This is a genomic window from Phreatobacter sp. (genome assembly GCF_016793595.1).
GTDB lineage: Bacteria > Pseudomonadota > Alphaproteobacteria > Rhizobiales > Phreatobacteraceae > Phreatobacter.
Map to the genome: position 1 here is coordinate 88,386 of NZ_JAEULY010000004.1, position 18,439 is coordinate 106,824.

21 protein-coding genes are annotated in these 18,439 nt (G+C 67.7%); 12 read left to right on the top strand and 9 right to left on the bottom strand.

From position 1 onward, the window contains the following. Window positions 1-38: 38 nt before the first annotated feature. The 3 genes from JNK84_RS04455 to rsmA are packed head-to-tail and all read left to right on the top strand — an operon-like array spanning window position 39 to window position 2,856. Window positions 39-986 (top strand): peptidylprolyl isomerase, encoded by a 948-nt coding sequence (locus JNK84_RS04455; RefSeq protein WP_293420978.1) that lies wholly within the window; start codon window positions 39-41, stop codon window positions 984-986. 9 nt (window positions 987-995) lie between these two features. Continuing rightward, a complete protein-coding gene (pdxA, locus tag JNK84_RS04460) occupies window positions 996-2,012 on the top strand; it encodes a 4-hydroxythreonine-4-phosphate dehydrogenase PdxA (RefSeq protein ID WP_293420980.1) in 1,017 nt (338 codons plus the stop codon). A 1-nt stretch (window position 2,013) separates the two neighbouring features. Next, window positions 2,014-2,856, top strand: a complete 843-nt coding sequence (gene rsmA, locus JNK84_RS04465; RefSeq protein ID WP_293420982.1) for a 16S rRNA (adenine(1518)-N(6)/adenine(1519)-N(6))-dimethyltransferase RsmA — start codon at window positions 2,014-2,016, stop codon at window positions 2,854-2,856. Window positions 2,857-2,862: 6 nt separating this feature from the next. Here rsmA and gmk read toward each other — a convergent pair whose 3' ends face one another. The 7 genes from gmk to fabD form a co-directional block, all read right to left on the bottom strand. Continuing rightward, entirely contained in the window at window positions 2,863-3,534 is a 672-nt protein-coding gene (gene gmk / locus JNK84_RS04470) for a guanylate kinase (RefSeq protein ID WP_293420984.1), read from the bottom strand. Between the two features lie 4 nt (window positions 3,535-3,538). Then, window positions 3,539-4,426, bottom strand: coding sequence for a YicC/YloC family endoribonuclease (locus tag JNK84_RS04475; protein ID WP_293420986.1), 888 nt, complete (start codon window positions 4,424-4,426; stop codon window positions 3,539-3,541). A gap of 80 nt (window positions 4,427-4,506) precedes the next feature. Then, a complete protein-coding gene (mltG, locus tag JNK84_RS04480) occupies window positions 4,507-5,700 on the bottom strand; it encodes an endolytic transglycosylase MltG (protein ID WP_293420988.1) in 1,194 nt (397 codons plus the stop codon). A 76-nt stretch (window positions 5,701-5,776) separates the two neighbouring features. Beyond that, window positions 5,777-7,036, bottom strand: coding sequence for a beta-ketoacyl-ACP synthase II (gene fabF, locus JNK84_RS04485; RefSeq protein ID WP_293420990.1), 1,260 nt, complete (start codon window positions 7,034-7,036; stop codon window positions 5,777-5,779). A 96-nt stretch (window positions 7,037-7,132) separates the two neighbouring features. After that, complete coding sequence (locus JNK84_RS04490; protein ID WP_293420992.1) at window positions 7,133-7,372, bottom strand: acyl carrier protein; 240 nt, start codon at window positions 7,370-7,372, stop codon at window positions 7,133-7,135. A gap of 198 nt (window positions 7,373-7,570) precedes the next feature. Beyond that, window positions 7,571-8,308, bottom strand: a complete 738-nt coding sequence (fabG, locus tag JNK84_RS04495) for a 3-oxoacyl-[acyl-carrier-protein] reductase (protein WP_293420994.1) — start codon at window positions 8,306-8,308, stop codon at window positions 7,571-7,573. A gap of 20 nt (window positions 8,309-8,328) precedes the next feature. Then, window positions 8,329-9,285 carry an ACP S-malonyltransferase gene (gene fabD / locus JNK84_RS04500; RefSeq protein WP_293420996.1) on the bottom strand — a complete coding sequence of 319 codons (957 nt, stop codon included), beginning with the start codon at window positions 9,283-9,285 and terminating at the stop codon, window positions 8,329-8,331. A 166-nt stretch (window positions 9,286-9,451) separates the two neighbouring features. Here fabD and zigA point away from each other — a divergent pair, with 166 nt between their 5' ends. Further along, window positions 9,452-10,690 carry a zinc metallochaperone GTPase ZigA gene (gene zigA, locus JNK84_RS04505; RefSeq protein WP_293420998.1) on the top strand — a complete coding sequence of 413 codons (1,239 nt, stop codon included), beginning with the start codon at window positions 9,452-9,454 and terminating at the stop codon, window positions 10,688-10,690. 4 nt (window positions 10,691-10,694) lie between these two features. On the opposite strand, the gene JNK84_RS04510 is transcribed toward zigA, so the two are convergent. Further along, the gene (locus JNK84_RS04510; RefSeq protein WP_293421000.1) at window positions 10,695-10,970 is read right to left on the bottom strand and encodes a hypothetical protein; all 276 of its coding nucleotides are present in this window, start codon (window positions 10,968-10,970) and stop codon (window positions 10,695-10,697) included. Window positions 10,971-11,344: 374 nt separating this feature from the next. Between JNK84_RS04510 and rpsF the strand changes: the two genes are divergently transcribed. From rpsF to rplI, 4 genes are all read left to right on the top strand, one after another. After that, window positions 11,345-11,860: a 30S ribosomal protein S6 gene (gene rpsF, locus JNK84_RS04515; RefSeq protein ID WP_293421002.1), complete on the top strand. Its 516-nt coding sequence runs from the start codon at window positions 11,345-11,347 to the stop codon at window positions 11,858-11,860. 2 nt (window positions 11,861-11,862) lie between these two features. Then, complete coding sequence (rpsR, locus tag JNK84_RS04520) at window positions 11,863-12,111, top strand: 30S ribosomal protein S18 (protein WP_293421004.1); 249 nt, start codon at window positions 11,863-11,865, stop codon at window positions 12,109-12,111. 141 nt (window positions 12,112-12,252) lie between these two features. Beyond that, complete coding sequence (locus JNK84_RS04525; RefSeq protein ID WP_293421006.1) at window positions 12,253-13,191, top strand: DUF2232 domain-containing protein; 939 nt, start codon at window positions 12,253-12,255, stop codon at window positions 13,189-13,191. Between the two features lie 28 nt (window positions 13,192-13,219). Further along, entirely contained in the window at window positions 13,220-13,783 is a 564-nt protein-coding gene (gene rplI, locus JNK84_RS04530) for a 50S ribosomal protein L9 (protein ID WP_293421008.1), read from the top strand. 123 nt (window positions 13,784-13,906) lie between these two features. On the opposite strand, the gene JNK84_RS04535 is transcribed toward rplI, so the two are convergent. Further along, on the bottom strand, window positions 13,907-14,764 hold the full coding sequence (locus tag JNK84_RS04535; RefSeq protein WP_293421010.1) for an outer membrane protein: 858 nt from the start codon (window positions 14,762-14,764) through the stop codon (window positions 13,907-13,909). Window positions 14,765-15,133: 369 nt separating this feature from the next. On the opposite strand from JNK84_RS04535, the gene JNK84_RS04540 reads away from it, so the two are divergent. The 4 genes from JNK84_RS04540 to JNK84_RS04555 all read left to right on the top strand — a co-directional run bounded on the left by JNK84_RS04540 (window position 15,134) and on the right by JNK84_RS04555 (window position 18,426). Further along, a complete protein-coding gene (locus tag JNK84_RS04540; RefSeq protein ID WP_293421012.1) occupies window positions 15,134-16,627 on the top strand; it encodes a replicative DNA helicase in 1,494 nt (497 codons plus the stop codon). Window positions 16,628-16,632: 5 nt separating this feature from the next. Then, complete coding sequence (alr, locus tag JNK84_RS04545; protein ID WP_293421014.1) at window positions 16,633-17,733, top strand: alanine racemase; 1,101 nt, start codon at window positions 16,633-16,635, stop codon at window positions 17,731-17,733. Between the two features lie 68 nt (window positions 17,734-17,801). After that, on the top strand, window positions 17,802-18,035 hold the full coding sequence (locus tag JNK84_RS04550; RefSeq protein WP_293421016.1) for an AbrB/MazE/SpoVT family DNA-binding domain-containing protein: 234 nt from the start codon (window positions 17,802-17,804) through the stop codon (window positions 18,033-18,035). Then, window positions 18,022-18,426 carry a PIN domain-containing protein gene (locus tag JNK84_RS04555; protein WP_293421018.1) on the top strand — a complete coding sequence of 135 codons (405 nt, stop codon included), beginning with the start codon at window positions 18,022-18,024 and terminating at the stop codon, window positions 18,424-18,426. The genes JNK84_RS04550 and JNK84_RS04555 overlap by 14 nt, the downstream gene beginning before the upstream one ends. Window positions 18,427-18,439 lie beyond the last annotated feature (13 nt).

Genomic DNA, 18,439 nt, shown 5'->3' on the forward strand with positions numbered 1-18,439 from the left:
GAGCCATTTCCCGCCATCAACCCAAGGAAGGCGCAGCCATGACCTTCGCGCGTCCGTTCCTCGCAGCCGCCCTGGCGGTCACCCTGTCGGCCATGGCCGCTCCCGCCCTGGCGCAAGACGGTCAGGTGATCGCCATCGTCAACGGGCTGCCTATCACCAGCTTCGACATTCCCCAGCGCCAGCGGCTTCTGCAGGTCCGCGAGGGCCGGCCGCATTCGCGCGAACAGGCACTGGACGACCTGATCAACGACCGCGTCAAGTTCAGCGAGGCCCGGCGCTTCAAGGTCGAGGCGAGCGAGCAGCAGGTCAACGCCGCCTATGCGCAGGTCGCTCAGCGCTCCGGCATCGATCCGCGCGGCTTTGATCAGGTGCTGCGCTCGCAGGGCATCGAGCCGCGCGTCTATCGCGGCAAGCTGCGCGCCGACCTGTCCTGGTCGAACATCGTCGGCGCCCGCTACGGGCGAACGATCTTCGTCACCGACACCCAGCTCGCCGACGCTATCTCGCGCCGCCAGCAGGGCAATACCCGCGCGGTGAACTTCGTGCTGCGGCCGATCGTCCTCCTCGTTCCGGCCAATGCCCCCCCTGCCCGCGTCGCCCAGCGCCTCGCCGAGGCCAATGCCTTGCGCGGCCGCTTTTCCAGCTGCGCGACCGATCTCGAGCAAGTGAACCGCATCCCGGATTCGGCCGTGCGCGAGCAGTTCCGTCGGCTGAGCACGGATCTCTCGCCGCAGTTCCGCCAGGTGCTGGACCAGACCGCCGTCGGCAAGCTGACCCAGCCGAGCCGCACCCAGCAGGGCATCGAAATGGTCGCCGTCTGCGCCAAGGAAGACATCAACGCCAACGACACGACCGTCCGCAACCAGGCGCGCGACGAGATCCAGACCGCCGAGATGCAGCGCATCTCGCGGGATTATCTGGCGCGAATCCGCCGTACGGCGGTGATCGAATACAAGGACGGACGCGGCGGGCGCGGCCGTAGCTGAGCCGCGGCCATGCTGCCACTCGCGGTGACCATGGGCGAACCGGCCGGCATCGGGCCGGACATCGCCCTGATGGCGTGGCGCGACCGCGCCAGCCAGCAATTGCCGCCCTTCTATCTCATCGGCGATCCCGACCTGATGGAGAAGCGCGCCGCGCGGCTCGGCATCGGTGTGCCCATCGTGGAAGTGCTGCCCGAGGAGGCCATTGACAGCTTCGCCTTCGGCCTGCCGGTGGTCGCCGTGGAAGGCGCCGAGGAAGGCCCGGCCGGGGATCTGCCGGGCGCGCCGACCACGGACACGGCCTTCATGGTCATCGAGGCCATCCGCGCCGGCGTCGACCACATCCGCTCTGGCCGGGCGCGGGCGGTCGTCACCAACCCCATCGCCAAATCGGTGCTGGCGGCCGCCGGCTTCAGCCATCCCGGCCACACCGAATTCCTCGGCGAGCTCGCCCGCCCGTTCCGGGTCGGCCCTGTCAGGCCGATCATGATGATCTGGAGCCGCGAACTGGCGGTGGTGCCGGTCACCATCCACATGCCGCTCGCCGACGTGTCGGCGCGGCTGACGACCAATCTCATCGTCGAAACCGGCGCCATCGTCGCCCACGACCTCGCGACGCGGTTCGGTATCGCGGCGCCGCGCCTCGCCATATGCGGGCTGAACCCCCATGCGGGCGAGGACGGCCTCATGGGCACCGAGGACCGCGACGTCATCGCCCCGGCGGTCGCCGAGCTGAACCGCATCGGCATCGCCGCCACCGGGCCGCACCCGGCCGATACGCTGTTCCACCCCGAGGCCCGCAAGGGCTATGACGTCGCGCTCGGCATGTATCACGACCAGGTGCTGGTGCCGGTGAAGACGCTGGCCTTCGACGAGGGCGTCAACGTCACGCTCGGCCTGCCGTTCATCCGCACCTCGCCCGATCACGGCACCGCCTTCTCGCTGGCCGGAACGGGCAAGGCGCGGCCGTCCAGCCTGATCCACGCCATCGCGCTGGCCGGTCGCCTCGCGACGCCACGGACCTCGTAGCGTGGGCGCGATCGACGATCTGCCGCCGCTGCGCGAGGTCATCGCCCGGCACGGGCTGATGGCGAAGAAGTCGCTCGGCCAGAACTTCCTGCTCGACCTCAACCTGACCAGCCGGATCGCCCGCGCCTCCGGCCCACTCGAGGGCGCAATCGTGGTCGAGATCGGCCCAGGCCCCGGCGGGCTGACACGAGCCCTGCTTGCGGGCGGGGCCGCGCGCGTGATCGCGGTCGAGCGCGACCCGCGCTGCCTGCCGGCGCTGGAAGAAATCGCGGCGCATTATCCGGGGCGGCTGACGGTGATCGAGGGCGACGCGCTGGAGGTCGACCTCACGCCCCATATCGGCGACGCACCGGGCCGGATCGTCGCCAACCTGCCCTATAATGTCGGCACGCAATTGCTGACCGGCTGGCTGACGCCCGACCGCTGGCCGCCCTGGTATCAGTCGCTGACGCTGATGTTCCAGAAGGAGGTCGCCCAGCGCATCGTCGCCGCGCCTGATACGGACGCCTATGGCCGGCTCGGCGTGCTCGCGGGCTGGCGTACCGAGGCGCGGATCGCCTTCGATGTCGGCCCCTCGGCCTTCGTGCCGCCGCCGAAGGTGACATCGTCGGTGGTGCATCTCGTGCCACGCGCAGAGCCGATACCCTGCCGCGTCGGCGCGCTGGAGCGGGTGACAGCGGCCGCCTTCGGCCAGCGGCGCAAGATGATCCGCCAGAGCCTCAAGGGCCTCGGGCGCGATCCCATGGCGCTGATCGGGGCCGCCGGGCTCGATCCGACCGCGCGGGCCGAGACGCTGACAATCGACGAGTTCTGCCGGCTGGCGCGCCTGCTGGACGCTGCCTGAAAGCACTCAGGACGGCAGGCGCCCCGCCGCCAGCACCGTGTCGAGATCTCGCCCCAACTCGCCGATCAGCGCCTCCAGCTTCGGCCGCCGCCGCTGCTTCAGCCGCTCGGCATGGAGGATGGCGCGCAGTTCGGAGAAGGCGCGGGCGATATCTTCGTTGACGAGGATGTAATCGAAATCCGCCCAGTGACCGATCTCCTCGCGCGCCGTGCGCAGGCGCTTCAGGATCGCGGCATCATCGTCGCTGGCGCGGCGCTTCAACCTTGCGATCTGTTCGGTGACCGAGGGCGGCAGCAGGAACACCGTCGCCATGTCCTCGCGCACCATGTCGGCAAGCTGCCTGACGCCGGCGACATCAATGTCGAACAGCACGTCCTTGCCGGCCGACAGGGCCTCTTCCACCGCCCTGCGCGGCGTGCCGTAGCAATTGCCGTGGACCTCCGCCCATTCGAGCAGTTCGCCGGCATCGCGCATCCGCTCGAAGGCGGGGCGGTCGATGAAATGGTAATGCACCCCGTCGATCTCGTCCTTGCGGCGCGAACGCGTGGTGACGGAGACGGACAGCGCGATGTCCGTCTCGTTCTGCAGAAGCTGGCGCGTCAGCGTCGATTTTCCCGCGCCCGAGGGCGAGGTGAGGATCAGCATCAGGCCGCGGCGGGCGGTGACGGCATCCGACATCGGCCTACTCCAGATTCTGGACCTGCTCGCGGAACTGCTCGACGGCAGCCTTGAGCGAGAGACCGGTCGCGGTCAGCGACACGTCGTTGGCCTTGGAGCAGAGCGTGTTGGTCTCGCGGTTGAACTCCTGCGCGAGGAAATCGAGCTTGCGACCGACCGGGCCGCCCTCGGCCAGCAGCTTGCGCGCGGCGGCGACATGGGCGTCGAGCCGGTCGAGCTCCTCGCGGATATCGGCCTTGGCGGCCAGCAGGATTGCCTCCTGATGCAGGCGGTCGGGATCGAAGGCCTTGCCGGTATCGAGGAGGACCGCGACCTGTTCGCCCAGCCGGGCGCGGATCGCCTCCGGCCGGCGCGCGGGATTGTCCTCGGCCTGCTTCTTGAGGGCGGCGATCTCGTCGAGGCGGGTGGCCATCACGGCCTCCAGCGCCGAACCCTCGGCGGCGCGCATGGCGGAGAGCCCGACCAGCGCCTTGTCGAGGCCGGACAACGCGGCCGACTGGAGCGCCTGCCGCTCCTCCTCGCCCTCTTCCGGCTCGACCACATCCACGACGCCGCGGATCTGCAAAAGGCCGTCGATGGCGGGGGCACGGGCATCGATCCGCTCGGCGATCAGGCGCGCGGCTTCCGCCACCTGCGCCAGCACCGTCTCGTTGATGCGAACCTCGCTGACGGCCGCCTCGCGCTTCACGTTCAGCGAGGCGAAGATGCTGCCGCGCGTGACGGCGGCGGCGATCTTCTGCCGGACGGTCGCCTCCACCGCATCCATTCCGGATGGCATGCGCAACTTGATGTCGAGGCCCTTGGAATTGACCGACTTGATCTCCCACGCCCAGACGGACGCGCCGGAGATACCTTCCGACCGGGCAAATCCGGTCATACTTGCAAGGGCCATGGAAACCTCGGAAACGCGCTGACTGGCAGGCGGTTAAGTCGCCGCCGGGCAGAGGTCAAGCGGGGTCGCCCGCGTGCCGGTCAGCGGGTCGCGCGGGGCGGCGTGCCGGTCGTGGCCGGCGCGGGCGTGTCGGCGGCCGAGGTACGGTCCTGCGCAGCGTCCGGGCTACCCCGCTCGCGCTCGATCCGCCGCCAGTTGGCGACGTTGCGGTTATGCTGCTCCAGCGTCTCGGCGAAGACGTGGCCGCCAGTTCCGTCGGCGACGAAGAACAGGTCGCGGTGCCGGGCGGGGTTGGCGACAGCCTCCATGGCGGCGCGGCCGGGATTGGCAATCGGCGTCGGCGGCAGGCCGTCGATCTGATAGGTGTTGTAGGGCGTCAGCCGCTGGATCTCGGAGGCAAGAATCCCGCGCCCCAGAGATCCCCGGCCGCCGACGATGCCGTAGACGATGGTCGGATCGGATTGCAGGCGCATGCGGCGCGTCAGGCGGTTGACGAAAACGCCGGCGACACGCGGGCGCTCCTCCGCCTTGCCGGTCTCCTTCTCGACGATGGAGGCGAGGATGACCAGTTCCTCGGGCGTGCGGATCGGCAGGTCCGGACCCCGCCGCGCCCAGATCTGCTGGACGAGACGGCTCTGGAACTGCGTCATCTGGTCGACCATCTGCTGGCGCGACGTGCCTCGGGTGAAGCGGTAGGTGTCGGGCAGCAGCGAGCCCTCGCGCGGAATCCGCGCGATGTCGCCGACCAGCACGTCGTTGTCACGCAGGCGTCCGACGATCTGCTCGGAGGTCAGGCCCTCGGGGATCGTGATGCGGTACTCGATCGGCTTGCCTTCGAGCACGATGGCCAGCGCCTCGGCGGTCGAGGCCCCCTTGGGGAACATGTACTCGCCCCATTTCAGGTCGCCGCGCACGCCATAGAGCTGAACCGCGCCTGAGAAGACCAGCGCGCTGTTGATGACGCCGTTGCGCTCCAGCGTCTGGGCCACCTGCTCTGCCGTCGAGCCGCGCTCGATGAAGACGGCGCGGTCCTGCTGCAGCGGGCCGGGCGCGACGAAGGCCTGCCGCGCATAGACGAAGCCGAGCAGGCTGCCAACCAGGCCGACCAGCAGGATCGACATGATGAGGTTGCCGATCACCACCCACTGGTTGCGCGCGTGGCGCGAGGCCGGCGGCGGCGGCGGCGCGGCCTCGGGTTCGAGGGCGGCGCGAGGGGACTTGAGGGCCGGGCGGGAGCCGTTCTGCGGCGTGAAGGGGCCGGAAGAATCGTTCATTCGTCTCAGCTCTGATGAGGGGCGCGCGTCATCCGTAGTGATGCGGAGGGAATGTGGCGAAAGACGGGTTTCCCCCTTACGCCGCGGCCCTGAATATCACGGAAGCGTTGGTGCCGCCGAAGCCGAAGGAGTTCGACAGGACGGTCTCGATGGAGCGCTTGCGGGCGACATGCGGCACGAGGTCGATCGCCGTCTCGACGTCGGGATTGTCGAGATTGAGCGTCGGCGGCGCCACCTGGTCGCGGATCGCGAGGATCGAGAAGATCGCCTCCACCGCACCCGCCGCGCCGAGCAGATGGCCGATGGACGACTTGGTCGAGGACATCGACACGGTCGAGGCGGCGTTGCCGACCAGCCGCTCGACGGCCTTCAGCTCGATGCCGTCGGCCATCGTCGAGGTGCCGTGGGCGTTGATGTAGTCGATGTCGCCGGGCGTGATGCCGGCGCGCTTCACCGCCGCCTGCATGCAGCGGAAGGCGCCGTCGCCATCCTCGGCCGGAGCGGTGATGTGATGGGCGTCGCCCGACAGGCCGTAGCCGATCACCTCGGCATAGATCTTCGCGCCACGCGCCTTGGCGTGCTCGTAGGATTCGACAACGACCATGCCGGCGCCCTCACCCATGACGAAGCCGTCGCGGTCGCGGTCATAGGGGCGCGAGGCGCGGGTCGGATCGTCGTTGAAGGCGGTGCAGAGCGCCCGGCAGGCGGAGAAGCCGGCGAGCGACAGGCGGCTGATCGGCGATTCGGTGCCGCCGGCGACCATGACCTCGGCATCGCCGAAGGCGACGAGGCGGGCGGCGTCGCCGATGGCATGCGCGCCGGTCGAGCAGGCGGTCACGACAGCGTGGTTCGGGCCTTTCAGGCCATGGGCGATGGAAACGTAGCCGCCGGCGAGATTGATCAGCCGGCCGGGGATGAAGAACGGCGAGATGCGGCGCGGCCCCTTCTCGCGCAGCAGCAAGGCCGCCTCCGCGATGCCGTCAATGCCGCCGATGCCGGAGCCGATGAGCACGCCGGTCTCGTTCTGCTCCTCGGGGGTCTTGGGGTGCCAGCCGGCATCGTCGAGCGCCTGTTTGGCCGCGGCCATGGCGAAGACGATGAACTGGTCGACCTTGCGCTGCTCCTTCGGCTCCATCCACATGTCGGGATTGAAGGTGCCGCCGGTGCCGTCGCCGCGCGGGATCTGACAGGCGATCTTCGCCGCGACGTCGGAAACGTCGAAGTGCTCGACCTTCGAGGCGCCGCTGTCGCCGCGAACCAGCCGCGACCAGGTCTCCTCGACGCCGCAGCCCAGCGGCGTGAGCAGACCCATCCCGGTGACAACAACACGGCGCATCATCGTCTCACCACTCCCGCCCGGTGAACGAAAAGCCGGAGACGCTACGCGCTCCCCGGCCCTTCCGAAGTCGATAGTCGAGTTTGTGGCGCGCGATCAGGCGCTGGTCGCCTTCTCGAGGAACTTCACGGCGTCGCCGACCGTGAGAATCGTCTCGGCGGCATCGTCCGGAATCTCGACGCCGAACTCTTCCTCGAAAGCCATGACGAGCTCGACGGTGTCGAGGCTGTCCGCCCCGAGATCATCAATGAAGCTCGCGGTCGGGACGACCTTCTCGGCGTCGACGCCAAGCTGCTCCACGACGATCTTCTTCACGCGCTCAGCGGTATCGCTCATTAGATTATCCTCGTTCCATCCGATGATTAGGCACCGCCCTCGATCGGATGCGGTGTGCGGCGTCTAGACTTGCAGGTGGCGAGCCGCGCCGCCGTAATTTCTGGATCGTGTCGGGATGCCCCCTGCCCGAACCTGAAGGCTCTCTATCACAGGGCCATGGGATTTGCCAGCGGCCACCCCTTCTGCCGTTTTCCCGAATTAAATCATAGCCATACCGCCATTCACGTGCAGCGTCTGGCCGGTCACGTAGGCGGCTTCCTCCGAAGCGAGATAGATAGCGGCGGCGGCGATTTCATCCGCCTTGCCGAGACGGCCGGCGGGAACGCGCGTCAGGATCGTCTCTTTCTGCTTGTCGTTGAGCGCATCGGTCATCGGCGTCTCGATGAAGCCCGGCGCGAGGCAGTTGACCGTGACGTTGCGGCTCGCGACCTCGGCGGCGAGCGACTTGGTCATGCCGATCATGCCGGCCTTGGACGCCGCGTAGTTGCCCTGGCCCGGATTGCCGGTGACGCCGACGACCGAGGTGATCGAGACGATGCGGCCCCAGCGCTTGCGCATCATCAGCTTGGCGGCGGCGCGGGTCAGGCGGAACGTCGCTGTGAGGTTCACGGCGATGACCTGATCCCACTCCTCGTCCTTCATGCGGATGAAGAGGTTGTCGCGGGTGATGCCGGCATTGTTGATCAGGATATCGAGCCCGCCCATCGCCTTCTCGGCGGCCGGCACGAGCGCCTCCACCTCGTCCAGGGACGACAGGTTGGTCGGCACGACATGCGTGCGCTCGCCGAGGCTCGCGGCCAGTTCCTCGAGCTTCTCGCGGCGCGTGCCGGACAGCGCGACGGTCGCGCCCTGCCGGTGCAGGGCGGCGGCGATGGCGCCGCCGATTCCGCCGGTGGCGCCGGTGACGAGGGCGGTCTTGCCGGTCAGGTCGAACATGGGTCCAGTTCCTTATCCGCTCAGCCGCGCGAAGCCTTGAAGGCGGCGATGTCGTCGGGCGTACCGATGGCAGTGCCGGTCGCGCCGTCCGCGATGCGCTTGACGAGGCCGGTCAGCACCTTGCCGGAGCCGACCTCGTAGAAAGTGGTGACGCCGGCCGCCGCCATGGCCGCGACGCATTCGCGCCAGCGCACCGTGCCGGTGACCTGCTCGACAAGGCACCGGACGATCTCGGCCGGCTCGGAGACCGGCGCGGCGCGGACATTGGCGACCACCGGGACCACGGGGCGGGCGATGCTGACTTTCGCCAGCGCCTCAGCCATGGCGTCGGCGGCGGGCTGCATCAGGGCGCAATGGAAGGGAGCCGAGACGGGAAGCGGGATGGCGCGCTTGGCGCCCTTGGCCTTGGCGATCTCACAGGCGCGCTCGACCGCCGCCTTGTGGCCGGAAATGACGACCTGGCCGCCGCCATTGTCGTTGGCAGCCTGGCAGACCTCGCCCTGGGCCGCCTCGGCGGCGACCGCCACGACGGCATCGAAGTCGAGGCCGAGAATCGCCGCCATGGCGCCGACGCCGACCGGGGTCGCCGCCTGCATCGCCTTGCCGCGAATCCGGAGGAGCCGCGCCGCATCCCCGATAGAGAAGGCTCCGGCGGCTGCGAGCGCCGAATATTCGCCGAGCGAGTGGCCGGCGACGAAAGCCGCGTCCCTGGCGAGATCGAGCCCCGCCTCGGCCTGCAACGCGCGGATACCCGCGAGCGAGGCGGCCATCAGGGCCGGCTGGGCGTTCTCGGTCAGTGTCAGCGTCTCGATCGGGCCGTCCCACATCAGGGCCGAGAGCTTTTCGCCCAGTGCCGCATCCACCTCGTCGAACACCGCACGCGCGGCCGGGAAGGCATCGGCAAGCGCCTTGCCCATGCCGACGGCCTGGCTGCCCTGACCAGGAAAGGTGAATGCCGATGTGGAGGATTCTGCCATGGGGATCCCGCGCGAGCCTCTTGAAGGTGCGCGGGACTGGCATCGGGGCGCGCCGGAGTCAAGCGATCCGGCTTGTCGAGCCCTGGTTGTGGGTGGGGACAGGCCTCCTCTTGCCGAGATGGGCAGGCGTGTGATTTATGTAATACTATAACATCGAAAGCAGATAATGACCCTGACCGATCAACGCGCCGACGGCCGCCTGCCCGTCACCGTCCTGTCCGGCTTCCTGGGAGCGGGCAAGACGACACTCCTCAATCACATCCTCAACAATCGCGACGGCCGCCGCGTCGCCGTCATCGTCAACGACATGTCCGAGGTGAACATCGATGCCGACCTCGTCCGCGAGGGCGGTGCGAACCTGTCGCGGACCGACGAGAAACTGGTGGAGATGACCAACGGGTGCATCTGCTGCACCTTGCGGGACGACCTCCTGACCGAAGTTCGCCGGCTCGCCGCGGGCGGTCGGTACGACTACCTGCTGATCGAAGGCACCGGCATCGCCGAGCCTTTGCCGATCGCGGCCACCTTCTCGTTCCGGGATGAAGACGGCCACGCGCTGGAGGATGTGGCGCGGCTCGACACGATGGCGACCGTGGTCGACGCCATCAATCTCCTGAAGGACTTCGGCAGCCAGGATTTTCTGAAGGACCGGGGCGAGACGGCAGGCGCAGAGGACGAGCGGACCCTCGCGGACCTGCTCACCGACCAGATCGAGTTCGCCGACGTGGTCATCATCAACAAGGTCTCGGAGGTCAGCGCCGATCAGCGCGACCTCGTCCGGAAGGTCGTGCGCGGCCTGAACCCCGACGCCCGCATCATCGAAACCGACTTCGCCGATGTCGCCCTCGACGAAGTGCTGGATACCGGCCGCTTCGATCACGAGAAGGCGCAGATGCATCCGCTGTGGGCCAAGGAACTCTATGGCTTCAGGGACCATGTGCCGGAGACGGAGGAATACGGCATCTCCTCCTTCGTCTACCGCGCAGCGCGACCGTTTAACCCGGCAGCCTTCGACGCCTTCCTGAAACGCACCTGGCCGGGCCTCGTCCGCGCGAAGGGGCATTTCTGGCTGGCGACGCGCCCGGACTGGTGCGGCGAACTGTCGATAGCCGGCGCGGTTTGCCGGACATCGGCTCTGGGATTCTGGTGGGTCGCCGTCCCGAAGGCTCGCTGGCCGCAATCGGACGAATGGCGCGAGACGGTCAAGCGCCACTGGCACCCGGTCTATGGCGACCGCCGGCAGGAACTCGTCTTTATCGGCATTGGAATGGACGAGGCCGCGATAACAGCCGAACTCGACGGCTGCCTTGCCGGACGCGCATCGGCGACGCGGTTCGATGCGCAGGAACACGCGCGCCTGCCGGACCCCTTCCCCGCATGGAGGCGCGAGGCCGACGCTGCCTGATGCGTCAGTGCGCCGGGCGGTCGATAATGGCGACGACGAGTTCCTCGCCCTCGAAACGCAGGGTCTCGACCGCAGTGATTTCGCCCGCGCCCTCGTCGGCGAGCCTGATCTCGCCACGGGCCACCGCCGCCACCAGCGCGCGGCCGAGCTTGCAGCGCGCCTCATCGTCCTCTGCGAAGACTCCGAGTTCCTCGCAGGTGCGGTCGAAGCGCCGCTTCATCAGGGCGATATCCTGCGCGCTGAGCACACAGGTCGGAACGGAACGGTGAATCTCGGTCATGGCGCAGCTCCCGGATGGGTCCGCCTCGCGAACTGTTGCACTATCTTTCACGGCATCACGGCAGAAAAACGTCCGCCGCGATCAATCCTGAGGACATGGCCGGACGTCTCCCCGTGTCGCGCCGAAGAAGGACAGAGGCGCCAACTGACTTCCGCTGACGTGCCGGCTTTTCGCTTGAAACCGGCGTCGTTTCGCGTATAAGGCCGCCTTCGCTTCGGTCGGCCGGTGGCTGAACGGACGGCAGGTCCGCCTGCAGGGTGCTTCTGAAGTATCCGTCGTCCGGTGTCTCCGCCTTCGAGAATACTGTCGGGCCTGTCCAGGGCTCGAGGGGCTTCGCGCCGGACAAAGCGTCACTCGAACCGGAGACAGGCCATATGCCTCTCTATGAACACGTGTTCCTGGCGCGCCAGGACGTGACCTCCCAGCAGGCCGAGGCGCTTGCCGAGCAGTACAAGGGCGTCGTTGAGTCGCTCGGCGGCTCGGTGCCCAAGGTCGAGCCCTGGGGCCTGAAGTCCATCGCCTTCCGCGTCCGCAAGAACCGCAAGGCCCACTACACCCTCATGAACATCGACGCCCCGCCGGCCGCCATCGCCGAGATGGAGCGTCAGATGTCGATCAACGAGGACATCCTCCGCTTCATGACCGTCAAGGTCGAGGAGCTCGAGGAAGGCCCGTCCGCGATGCTGCAGAAGCGCGACCGCGACGACCGCGGCGAGCGTGGCTTCGGCGACCGCGGCTTCGGTGGCGGCGGTGGCCGCGACCGTGGCTTCGGCGGCGGTGGTGGCGACCGCGGCTTCGGCGGCGGTGGCGGCGGCGGTGGCCGTCGTTTCCGTGACCGCGAAGGCGGCGATATCGAAGGCGGCTCCGACGCCGCAGCGACGGAGGAGTGAGCATGTCAGCCGCAGCAGCCGGTGGCGCTCGCCGCCCCTTCTTCCGCCGTCGCAAGACCTGCCCGTTCTCCGGCCCGAACGCGCCGAAGATCGACTACAAGGATGTTCGTCTCCTGCAGCGCTACATTTCCGAGCGCGGCAAGATCGTGCCGTCCCGCATCACGGCGGTCTCCGCCAAGAAGCAGCGCGAGCTCGCCCAGGCGATCAAGCGCGCCCGCTTCCTGGGTCTCCTGCCCTACGTGATCAAGTAAGCATTCTCGCCTTTGCGGCGGGGCGTCCGCGCCCCGCCGCCATGCATACATATTGATCGTCGGCCGTCGCGGGAATGAACCCGCCGCGGCTGGAGCTGGGGATGATCCCCTAACCCTCGATACCGAGCGGGACAGCTGACGATGGGACCGACCCTCGCCATTGCCTTCGGCGCAGGCCTTGCCTCCGCCCTGCTCTTCGCGACGCTTGCGTCGGGGAGCCCGCTGGCGCTCGTCCTGTTCTATTTCGCCGCCCTGCCCGTTCTCATCGCCGGCCTCGGCTGGGGGCATTATGCCGGCGCTTTCGCCGCCGCCATCGGCGCGCTGGCCCTCTCGCTCACCATCCGTTCGCAGCTCGGCGTCTTCTTTTTCTGCTCGGTCGGCCTGCCGGCCTGGATCCTCTCGTTCGTGGCGCTTTCCGCCCGCCTTCCCGCCGCCGACGACGAGACGCAGGAACCGCGCTGGGCCGATGCCGGCCTCATCCTGTCGCTGATCGCGACAGGCGCCGTGCTGCTGACCCTCGTCGGCATCGCGGTCCTCTACGGCTTCGACTTCGCCGCCTATCAGGCGACCCTGCGCACGGCGGTCGAGCGCACCCTCCAGCAGGTGCCGATCCGCGCCGGCGACCGCGAGACGCTGGTGGCGCTGATGACCGCCGCCGTGCCGATCGCCGCGGCCGTGATCTGGATTCTCGTCACCACCATCAATCTCTATGCCGCCGGCCGGATCGTGAAGGCATCCGGGCGGCTGGTGCGGCCCTGGCCGGATCTTTCCGCCCTGCGCCTGCCGAAATGGATGGCGGGCGCCCTGCTCGCCGGCTCGGTCGGCTCGTTCATGGGCGGCTTTCCCGGCCACCTCTCGGCCATTGTTCTCGCCGCCTCGCTCACCGCCTTTTCCCTGCAGGGCTATGCGCTTGCGCATGACCTCACGCGAGGCTGGTCGATGCGTGGCTTCGCGCTCGGTCTGCTCTATGCGCTGACGCTGATCATCTCCTGGCTGATGGTCTTCGTCGCGATGGCGGGCCTTGCCGACACCCTCTTCAACCTCAGGGCGCGCCGCCCTGAACCCCCTCAGCAGTCCTGACATTCCAACGCATCAAAGGAGATAATCCATGGACGTGATCCTGCTCGAACGAGTCGCCAAGCTCGGCCAGATGGGCGAAGTGGTGAAGGTGAAGCCGGGCTATGCCCGCAACTTCCTGCTCGCCAAGGGCAAGGCGCTGCGCGCCACCGACGCCAACCGCGGCAAGTTCGAAACGATGAAGGCCCAGCTCGAGGCCCGCAACCTCGAACTGAAGAACGAGGCCGACGCCGTCGCCCAGCGCCTCGACGGCACCAGCTACGTGCTGATCCGCCAGGCTGGCGAAACCGGCCAGCTCTACGGCTCGGTCTCGGCCCGCGACCTCTCGGACGCCATCACCGCCGCCGGCATCTCGGTCGCCCGCGCCATGATCGAGCTCAACACGCCGATCAAGACCATCGGTCTCCACACGGTCGCCGTGACGCTGCATCCGGAAGTGTCGGCCAACGTGACGGTCAACGTCGCCCGTTCCACCGGCGAGGCCGAGCGTCAGAGCCATGGCGAGGACCTCACCCAGCGCGCCGACGAGCCGACCTTCGAGACCTTCAATCCCGAAGACTTCACCGACGGCGAAGGCGACGATCGCCAGGGCTGAATGCCCTGAAGGAGACGCTTGCCGGCCGTGTCGACGGCCGGCGGGCTTTCAGCGGCAACCGCCGCACAGCAAAACGCCCGGCCTTGCGGCCGGGCGTTTCGCGTTTCGGACTATCGCTTGCGATCAGTAGCGGGCGACAATCGGCGCCATCGGCATGGCCGGCGCACCGAACAGGTAGCTCACGCCCACGCGGACCATGTGGCTTTCGACCCGGTTGTTGATGTCGGACGCATCGACATTGATCGAGCAGGCATCGGTGGAGAAGCAGTTGCGCGAGCCGAAATTGGTGTAGCGGTACTCGGCGCGCATCGACCAGTTGTAGCTGAACTTGTGCTCGATACCGGCACCGATGGTCCAGCCGAGCCGCGTGCGGGTGTAGCGAACGACGTGGTTGGCGCCGGTGACGCAATCATCGAGCACCGTGCAGACCGTCATGTTGGCGAAGGCGAGACCACCGGTCAGATAGAACAGCGACTTGTGGTGGACGAAGCCGACGCGGGCGCGGAGCGAACCCTGCCAGTTGAAGCCGACACGCTGCTGGTAGGAGTTGCCGGCGACGCCGCCGGAGAAGGCGACATGGCCGTTGTACCAGGGCGAGGTCGCCTTGCCCGACGGACCGTCGAAGTCGAACTCAGCACCGATCAGGAAGTGGCCGAACAGGCGCTGGATGCCGATGTGCAGGCCGTAGTTCATCTTGGCCTGGGCGTAGTCGTAGCTGAAATTGTAGACGAGGCTGGGCGGAGCGCCGCCATCCGGGATCGGGCCGTTCGTGCCGTTGCTGTGATGGCCAGTGTTGCGGATGATCTGCATGCCGACATGGCCGCCGACATAGACGCCGCTCCACTTGTCGACATCCTCGTACGGGGCGACGACTTCGGAGCCACGCAGGATGGGCGGCCCGCCGATGTCGGCCGCCCCGGCCACGCCCGAGGTCAACAGGACCGCGGCTGCGGCAACGGGTAATGCGACACGCTTGAACATGGGAGCGCCCCTTCGAGAAACGATTCACCGCGTTTGCGGATCGCACGAGGCATCGCATGTTAATCTTAACGTTGCGTTTCCAGCGGAGGCCCAAGTAAAGCCGTGGCGAGGTCCCGGCCGGCGACTGCGAATGCTTGCGCGGGACTGTGACTCGGGTGCAACAGCCTGTCCGAACTGGCGCGCGGGGGCCGGAGTCGGAGTGCCCCCGGAAGTCAACGACATATCGGTGCTTCGCGGTCTGCGATTTCTCCGGCTGTGGGAATCGGGGATGCTGGGGTCATGCGCCACGTTGGCGACGATTGCTGACGCCAGCCTCAACTTCGCCTGCTAGGGAGGCTATCCCGAAGCGCCGCTGACAAAGACCGAGCCATGTCCGCCCTGCCAGCCCTGCGACCCGTCGGCCCCGCCGATCTGCCGTTCCGCCAGGCCCCGCACAATATCGAGGCGGAACAGGCCCTGCTGGGAGCCGTCCTGGTCAATAACGAAGCCTTCTACCGCGTCGCCGACTTTCTGGAGCCGAAGCACTTCTTCGACCCGCTGCACCAGAAGATCTATGAGATCTCCAGCCAGCTCGTCCGCGCCGGCAAGATCGCGACGCCGGTGACGCTGAAGACCTTCCTCGCCGATGCGTCCATCGAGGTCGGCGGCATGACCGTGCCGCAATATCTCGCGCGCCTCGCGGCGGAAGCGACGACCATCATCAATGCCGAGGACTACGGCCGCGCCATCTACGACCTGTCGATCCGCCGCAACCTGATTCAGATCGGCGAAGGCATGGTCAACGTCGCCTACGACGCGCCGGTCGACATGCCGCCGCGCCAGCAGATCGAGGATGCCGAGAAGAGCCTGTTCGAGCTCGCCGAGACCGGCCGCTACGATGGCGGCTTCCAGCGCTTCACCGACGCCATGGCGAAGGCCATCGACATGGCCGCCGCCGCCTACCAGCGCGACGGCAAGCTGTCGGGCATTTCGACGGGGCTGAACGACCTCGACCAGCGCCTCGGCGGTTTGCAACATTCCGACCTCGTGATCCTCGCGGGCCGCCCCGGCATGGGCAAGACGGCGCTCGCCACCAACATCGCCTTCAACATCGCGAAAGCCTACCGCTTCGAGGTGGAACCGGACGGCACCCACAAGACGACGAACGGCGGTATTGTCGGGTTCTTCTCGCTCGAAATGAGCTCGGACCAGCTGGCCACCCGTATCGTGGCGGAACAGGCGGCCATCCCTTCCTACAAGATCCGCCGCGGCGACATGCGCGAGGACGAGTTCTACAAGCTCACTGAAGCCGCGCGCGAGATCCAGTCGCTGCCGCTCTACATCGACGATACCGGCGGCCTGTCCATCGTCCAGCTGGCGGCGCGCGCGCGGCGACTGAAGCGCCAGCGAGGCCTCGACTTCATGGTCGTCGACTATCTGCAGCTATTGTCGGGCTCGTCGAAGAAGAGCGACAACCGCGTGCAGGAGCTGACCGAAATCACCACCGGCCTGAAGGCGCTGGCCAAGGAGCTGCAGGTGCCGGTCATGGCGCTGTCCCAGCTCTCGCGTCAGGTGGAAAGCCGTGACGACAAGCGTCCGCAGCTCTCGGACCTGCGCGAATCCGGCTCGATCGAGCAGGACGCCGACGCCGTCATGTTCGTGTTTCGCGAGGAGTACTACCTCAAGAACAAGGAGCCGAAGCCCGGCACCGAAGAACATCTCAAGTGGCAGACGGACATGGCCTCGGTCCATGGCCGCGCCGAAGTCATTATCGGCAAGCAGCGCCACGGCCCCACCGGCACCGTCATGCTGCAGTTCGAGGATCAGGTGACCCGCTTCTCCGACCTCGCCGACGCCGACAAGCTTCCCGAGCGGCTCGAATAGGCATGATGATCCCACAGAATGAGGCGGGCGCGACGCTAACCATCGATCTCGGCGCGCTCCAGCGGAACTACCGGACGCTCGCCGCCATGGGGCCGAAGGCACAATGCGCGGCCGTGGTGAAGGCGGACGCCTACGGCCTCGGCATCGAGAAGGCCGGCCCCGCGCTGGCGCAGGCGGGTTGCCGGACCTTCTTCGTGGCGCATGTCTCCGAGGGCAAGCGCCTGCGCGCGGCCGTGCCGGACGCGGCGATCTACGTGCTCAACGGCCTGTTCGGCGCGGCGCTCGACACCTACGCCGCCCACGACCTCCGGCCGGTGCTGGGCAGCCGCGAGGATGTCGAGGCCTTCGCCGCCTTCTGCGACACAGCCGGGCGCCAGCTGCCGGCCGCCGTTCATGTCGATACCGGCATGAATCGGCTCGGGCTCGACCTTGCGGAAGCCGCACTGCTGGCCGAGCCGGGTCCGGCCGCGCTCGCCTTCGAGCCGGCGCTGCTGATGAGCCATTTCGCCTGCGCCGACGAGCCTGGCCATGCGCTGACAGCGAGGCAGATCGACCGTTTCGCCCAGCTGCGCGGACTGTTTCCGGGCGTGCCCGGCTCGCTCGCCAATTCGGCGGGCTGCGCCCTGCCCGCCTCGCATCACGACATCATGCGCCCGGGCGTCGCTCTCTATGGCGCGCGCTTCGTGTCGGGCCGCGATCCGCTGGAGCCGGTGGTGCGGCTCGATGCGCCGGTCGTTCAGGTACGCGGCGTCGCAAAGGGGCAGACCGTCGGCTACGGCGCGACCTGGACAGCGCCCCGGACCAGCCGCATCGCGATCGTCTCCGTCGGTTATGCCGACGGCTATATCAGGCAGGCGGGATCGACGGACCGCAAGACGGGCGCACCCGCGCGCGTGAACGGCGTCCTCTGTCCCCTCGCCGGCCGGGTCTCCATGGACCTGATCGCCATCGACGTCACCGATGCGGGCCAGGTCACCAGCGGCGATGCCGCGACGCTGCTCGGCGACGGCATTGGCGTGGACGATGTCGCGGAAGCCGCCGGCACGATCGGCTATGAAATGCTGACCAGCCTCGGCAGGCGCTATCACCGGCGCTATATCGACTGATATGGCGCAGCGACGGGCGGATGGGACCGTGATATACGAATGCGCATACGTATATCATGGAGGTTGCCATGAAGGTCGCAAAGTGGGGCAACAGCCTCGCGGTCAGGCTTCCGCAGCCGGTCGTGGATGCCCTTGAGCTTGCCGAAGGAGACGAGATCGAGCTCAACGTCGCTGGTTCGCGGGTCATTGAAGTCGCACGCGCGCCCGACGACGAAGCACTGCTTGCCCGTTTGAGACGTCTGCGAGGCTCCCTACCGAAAGGCTTCCGCTTCGATCGGCTGGAAGCCAATGAGCGCGCGTAGGCCGTTCCTTGATACCAATGTCCTGCTTTATCTCCTCTCGGACGATGCGGCGAAGGCGGCGCGCGCCGAGGGCCTGCTGCGCGGGGGCGCCATCGTCAGCGTGCAGGTCCTCAGCGAGTTCGTCGCGGTCGCGCGGCGCGAGACGAGATTGACCATGGCCCAGATTCGAGACGCACTCGCGATCATCCGCGCTTTCTGCGTGGTGCGCGCCCTCGATATCGAGACACACGAGCGCGCGCTGACGATCTGCGAGCGCTTCGGCCTCTCCATCTATGACAGCCTGATCGTGGCAGCGGCAGGCCTTGCCGATTGCCGACAGCTGTTGACCGAGGACTTGCAGGACGGCCAGACCATCGACGGCGTGACCATCGCCAACCCCTTCCGGGCTTGACGCCCGGCTCATC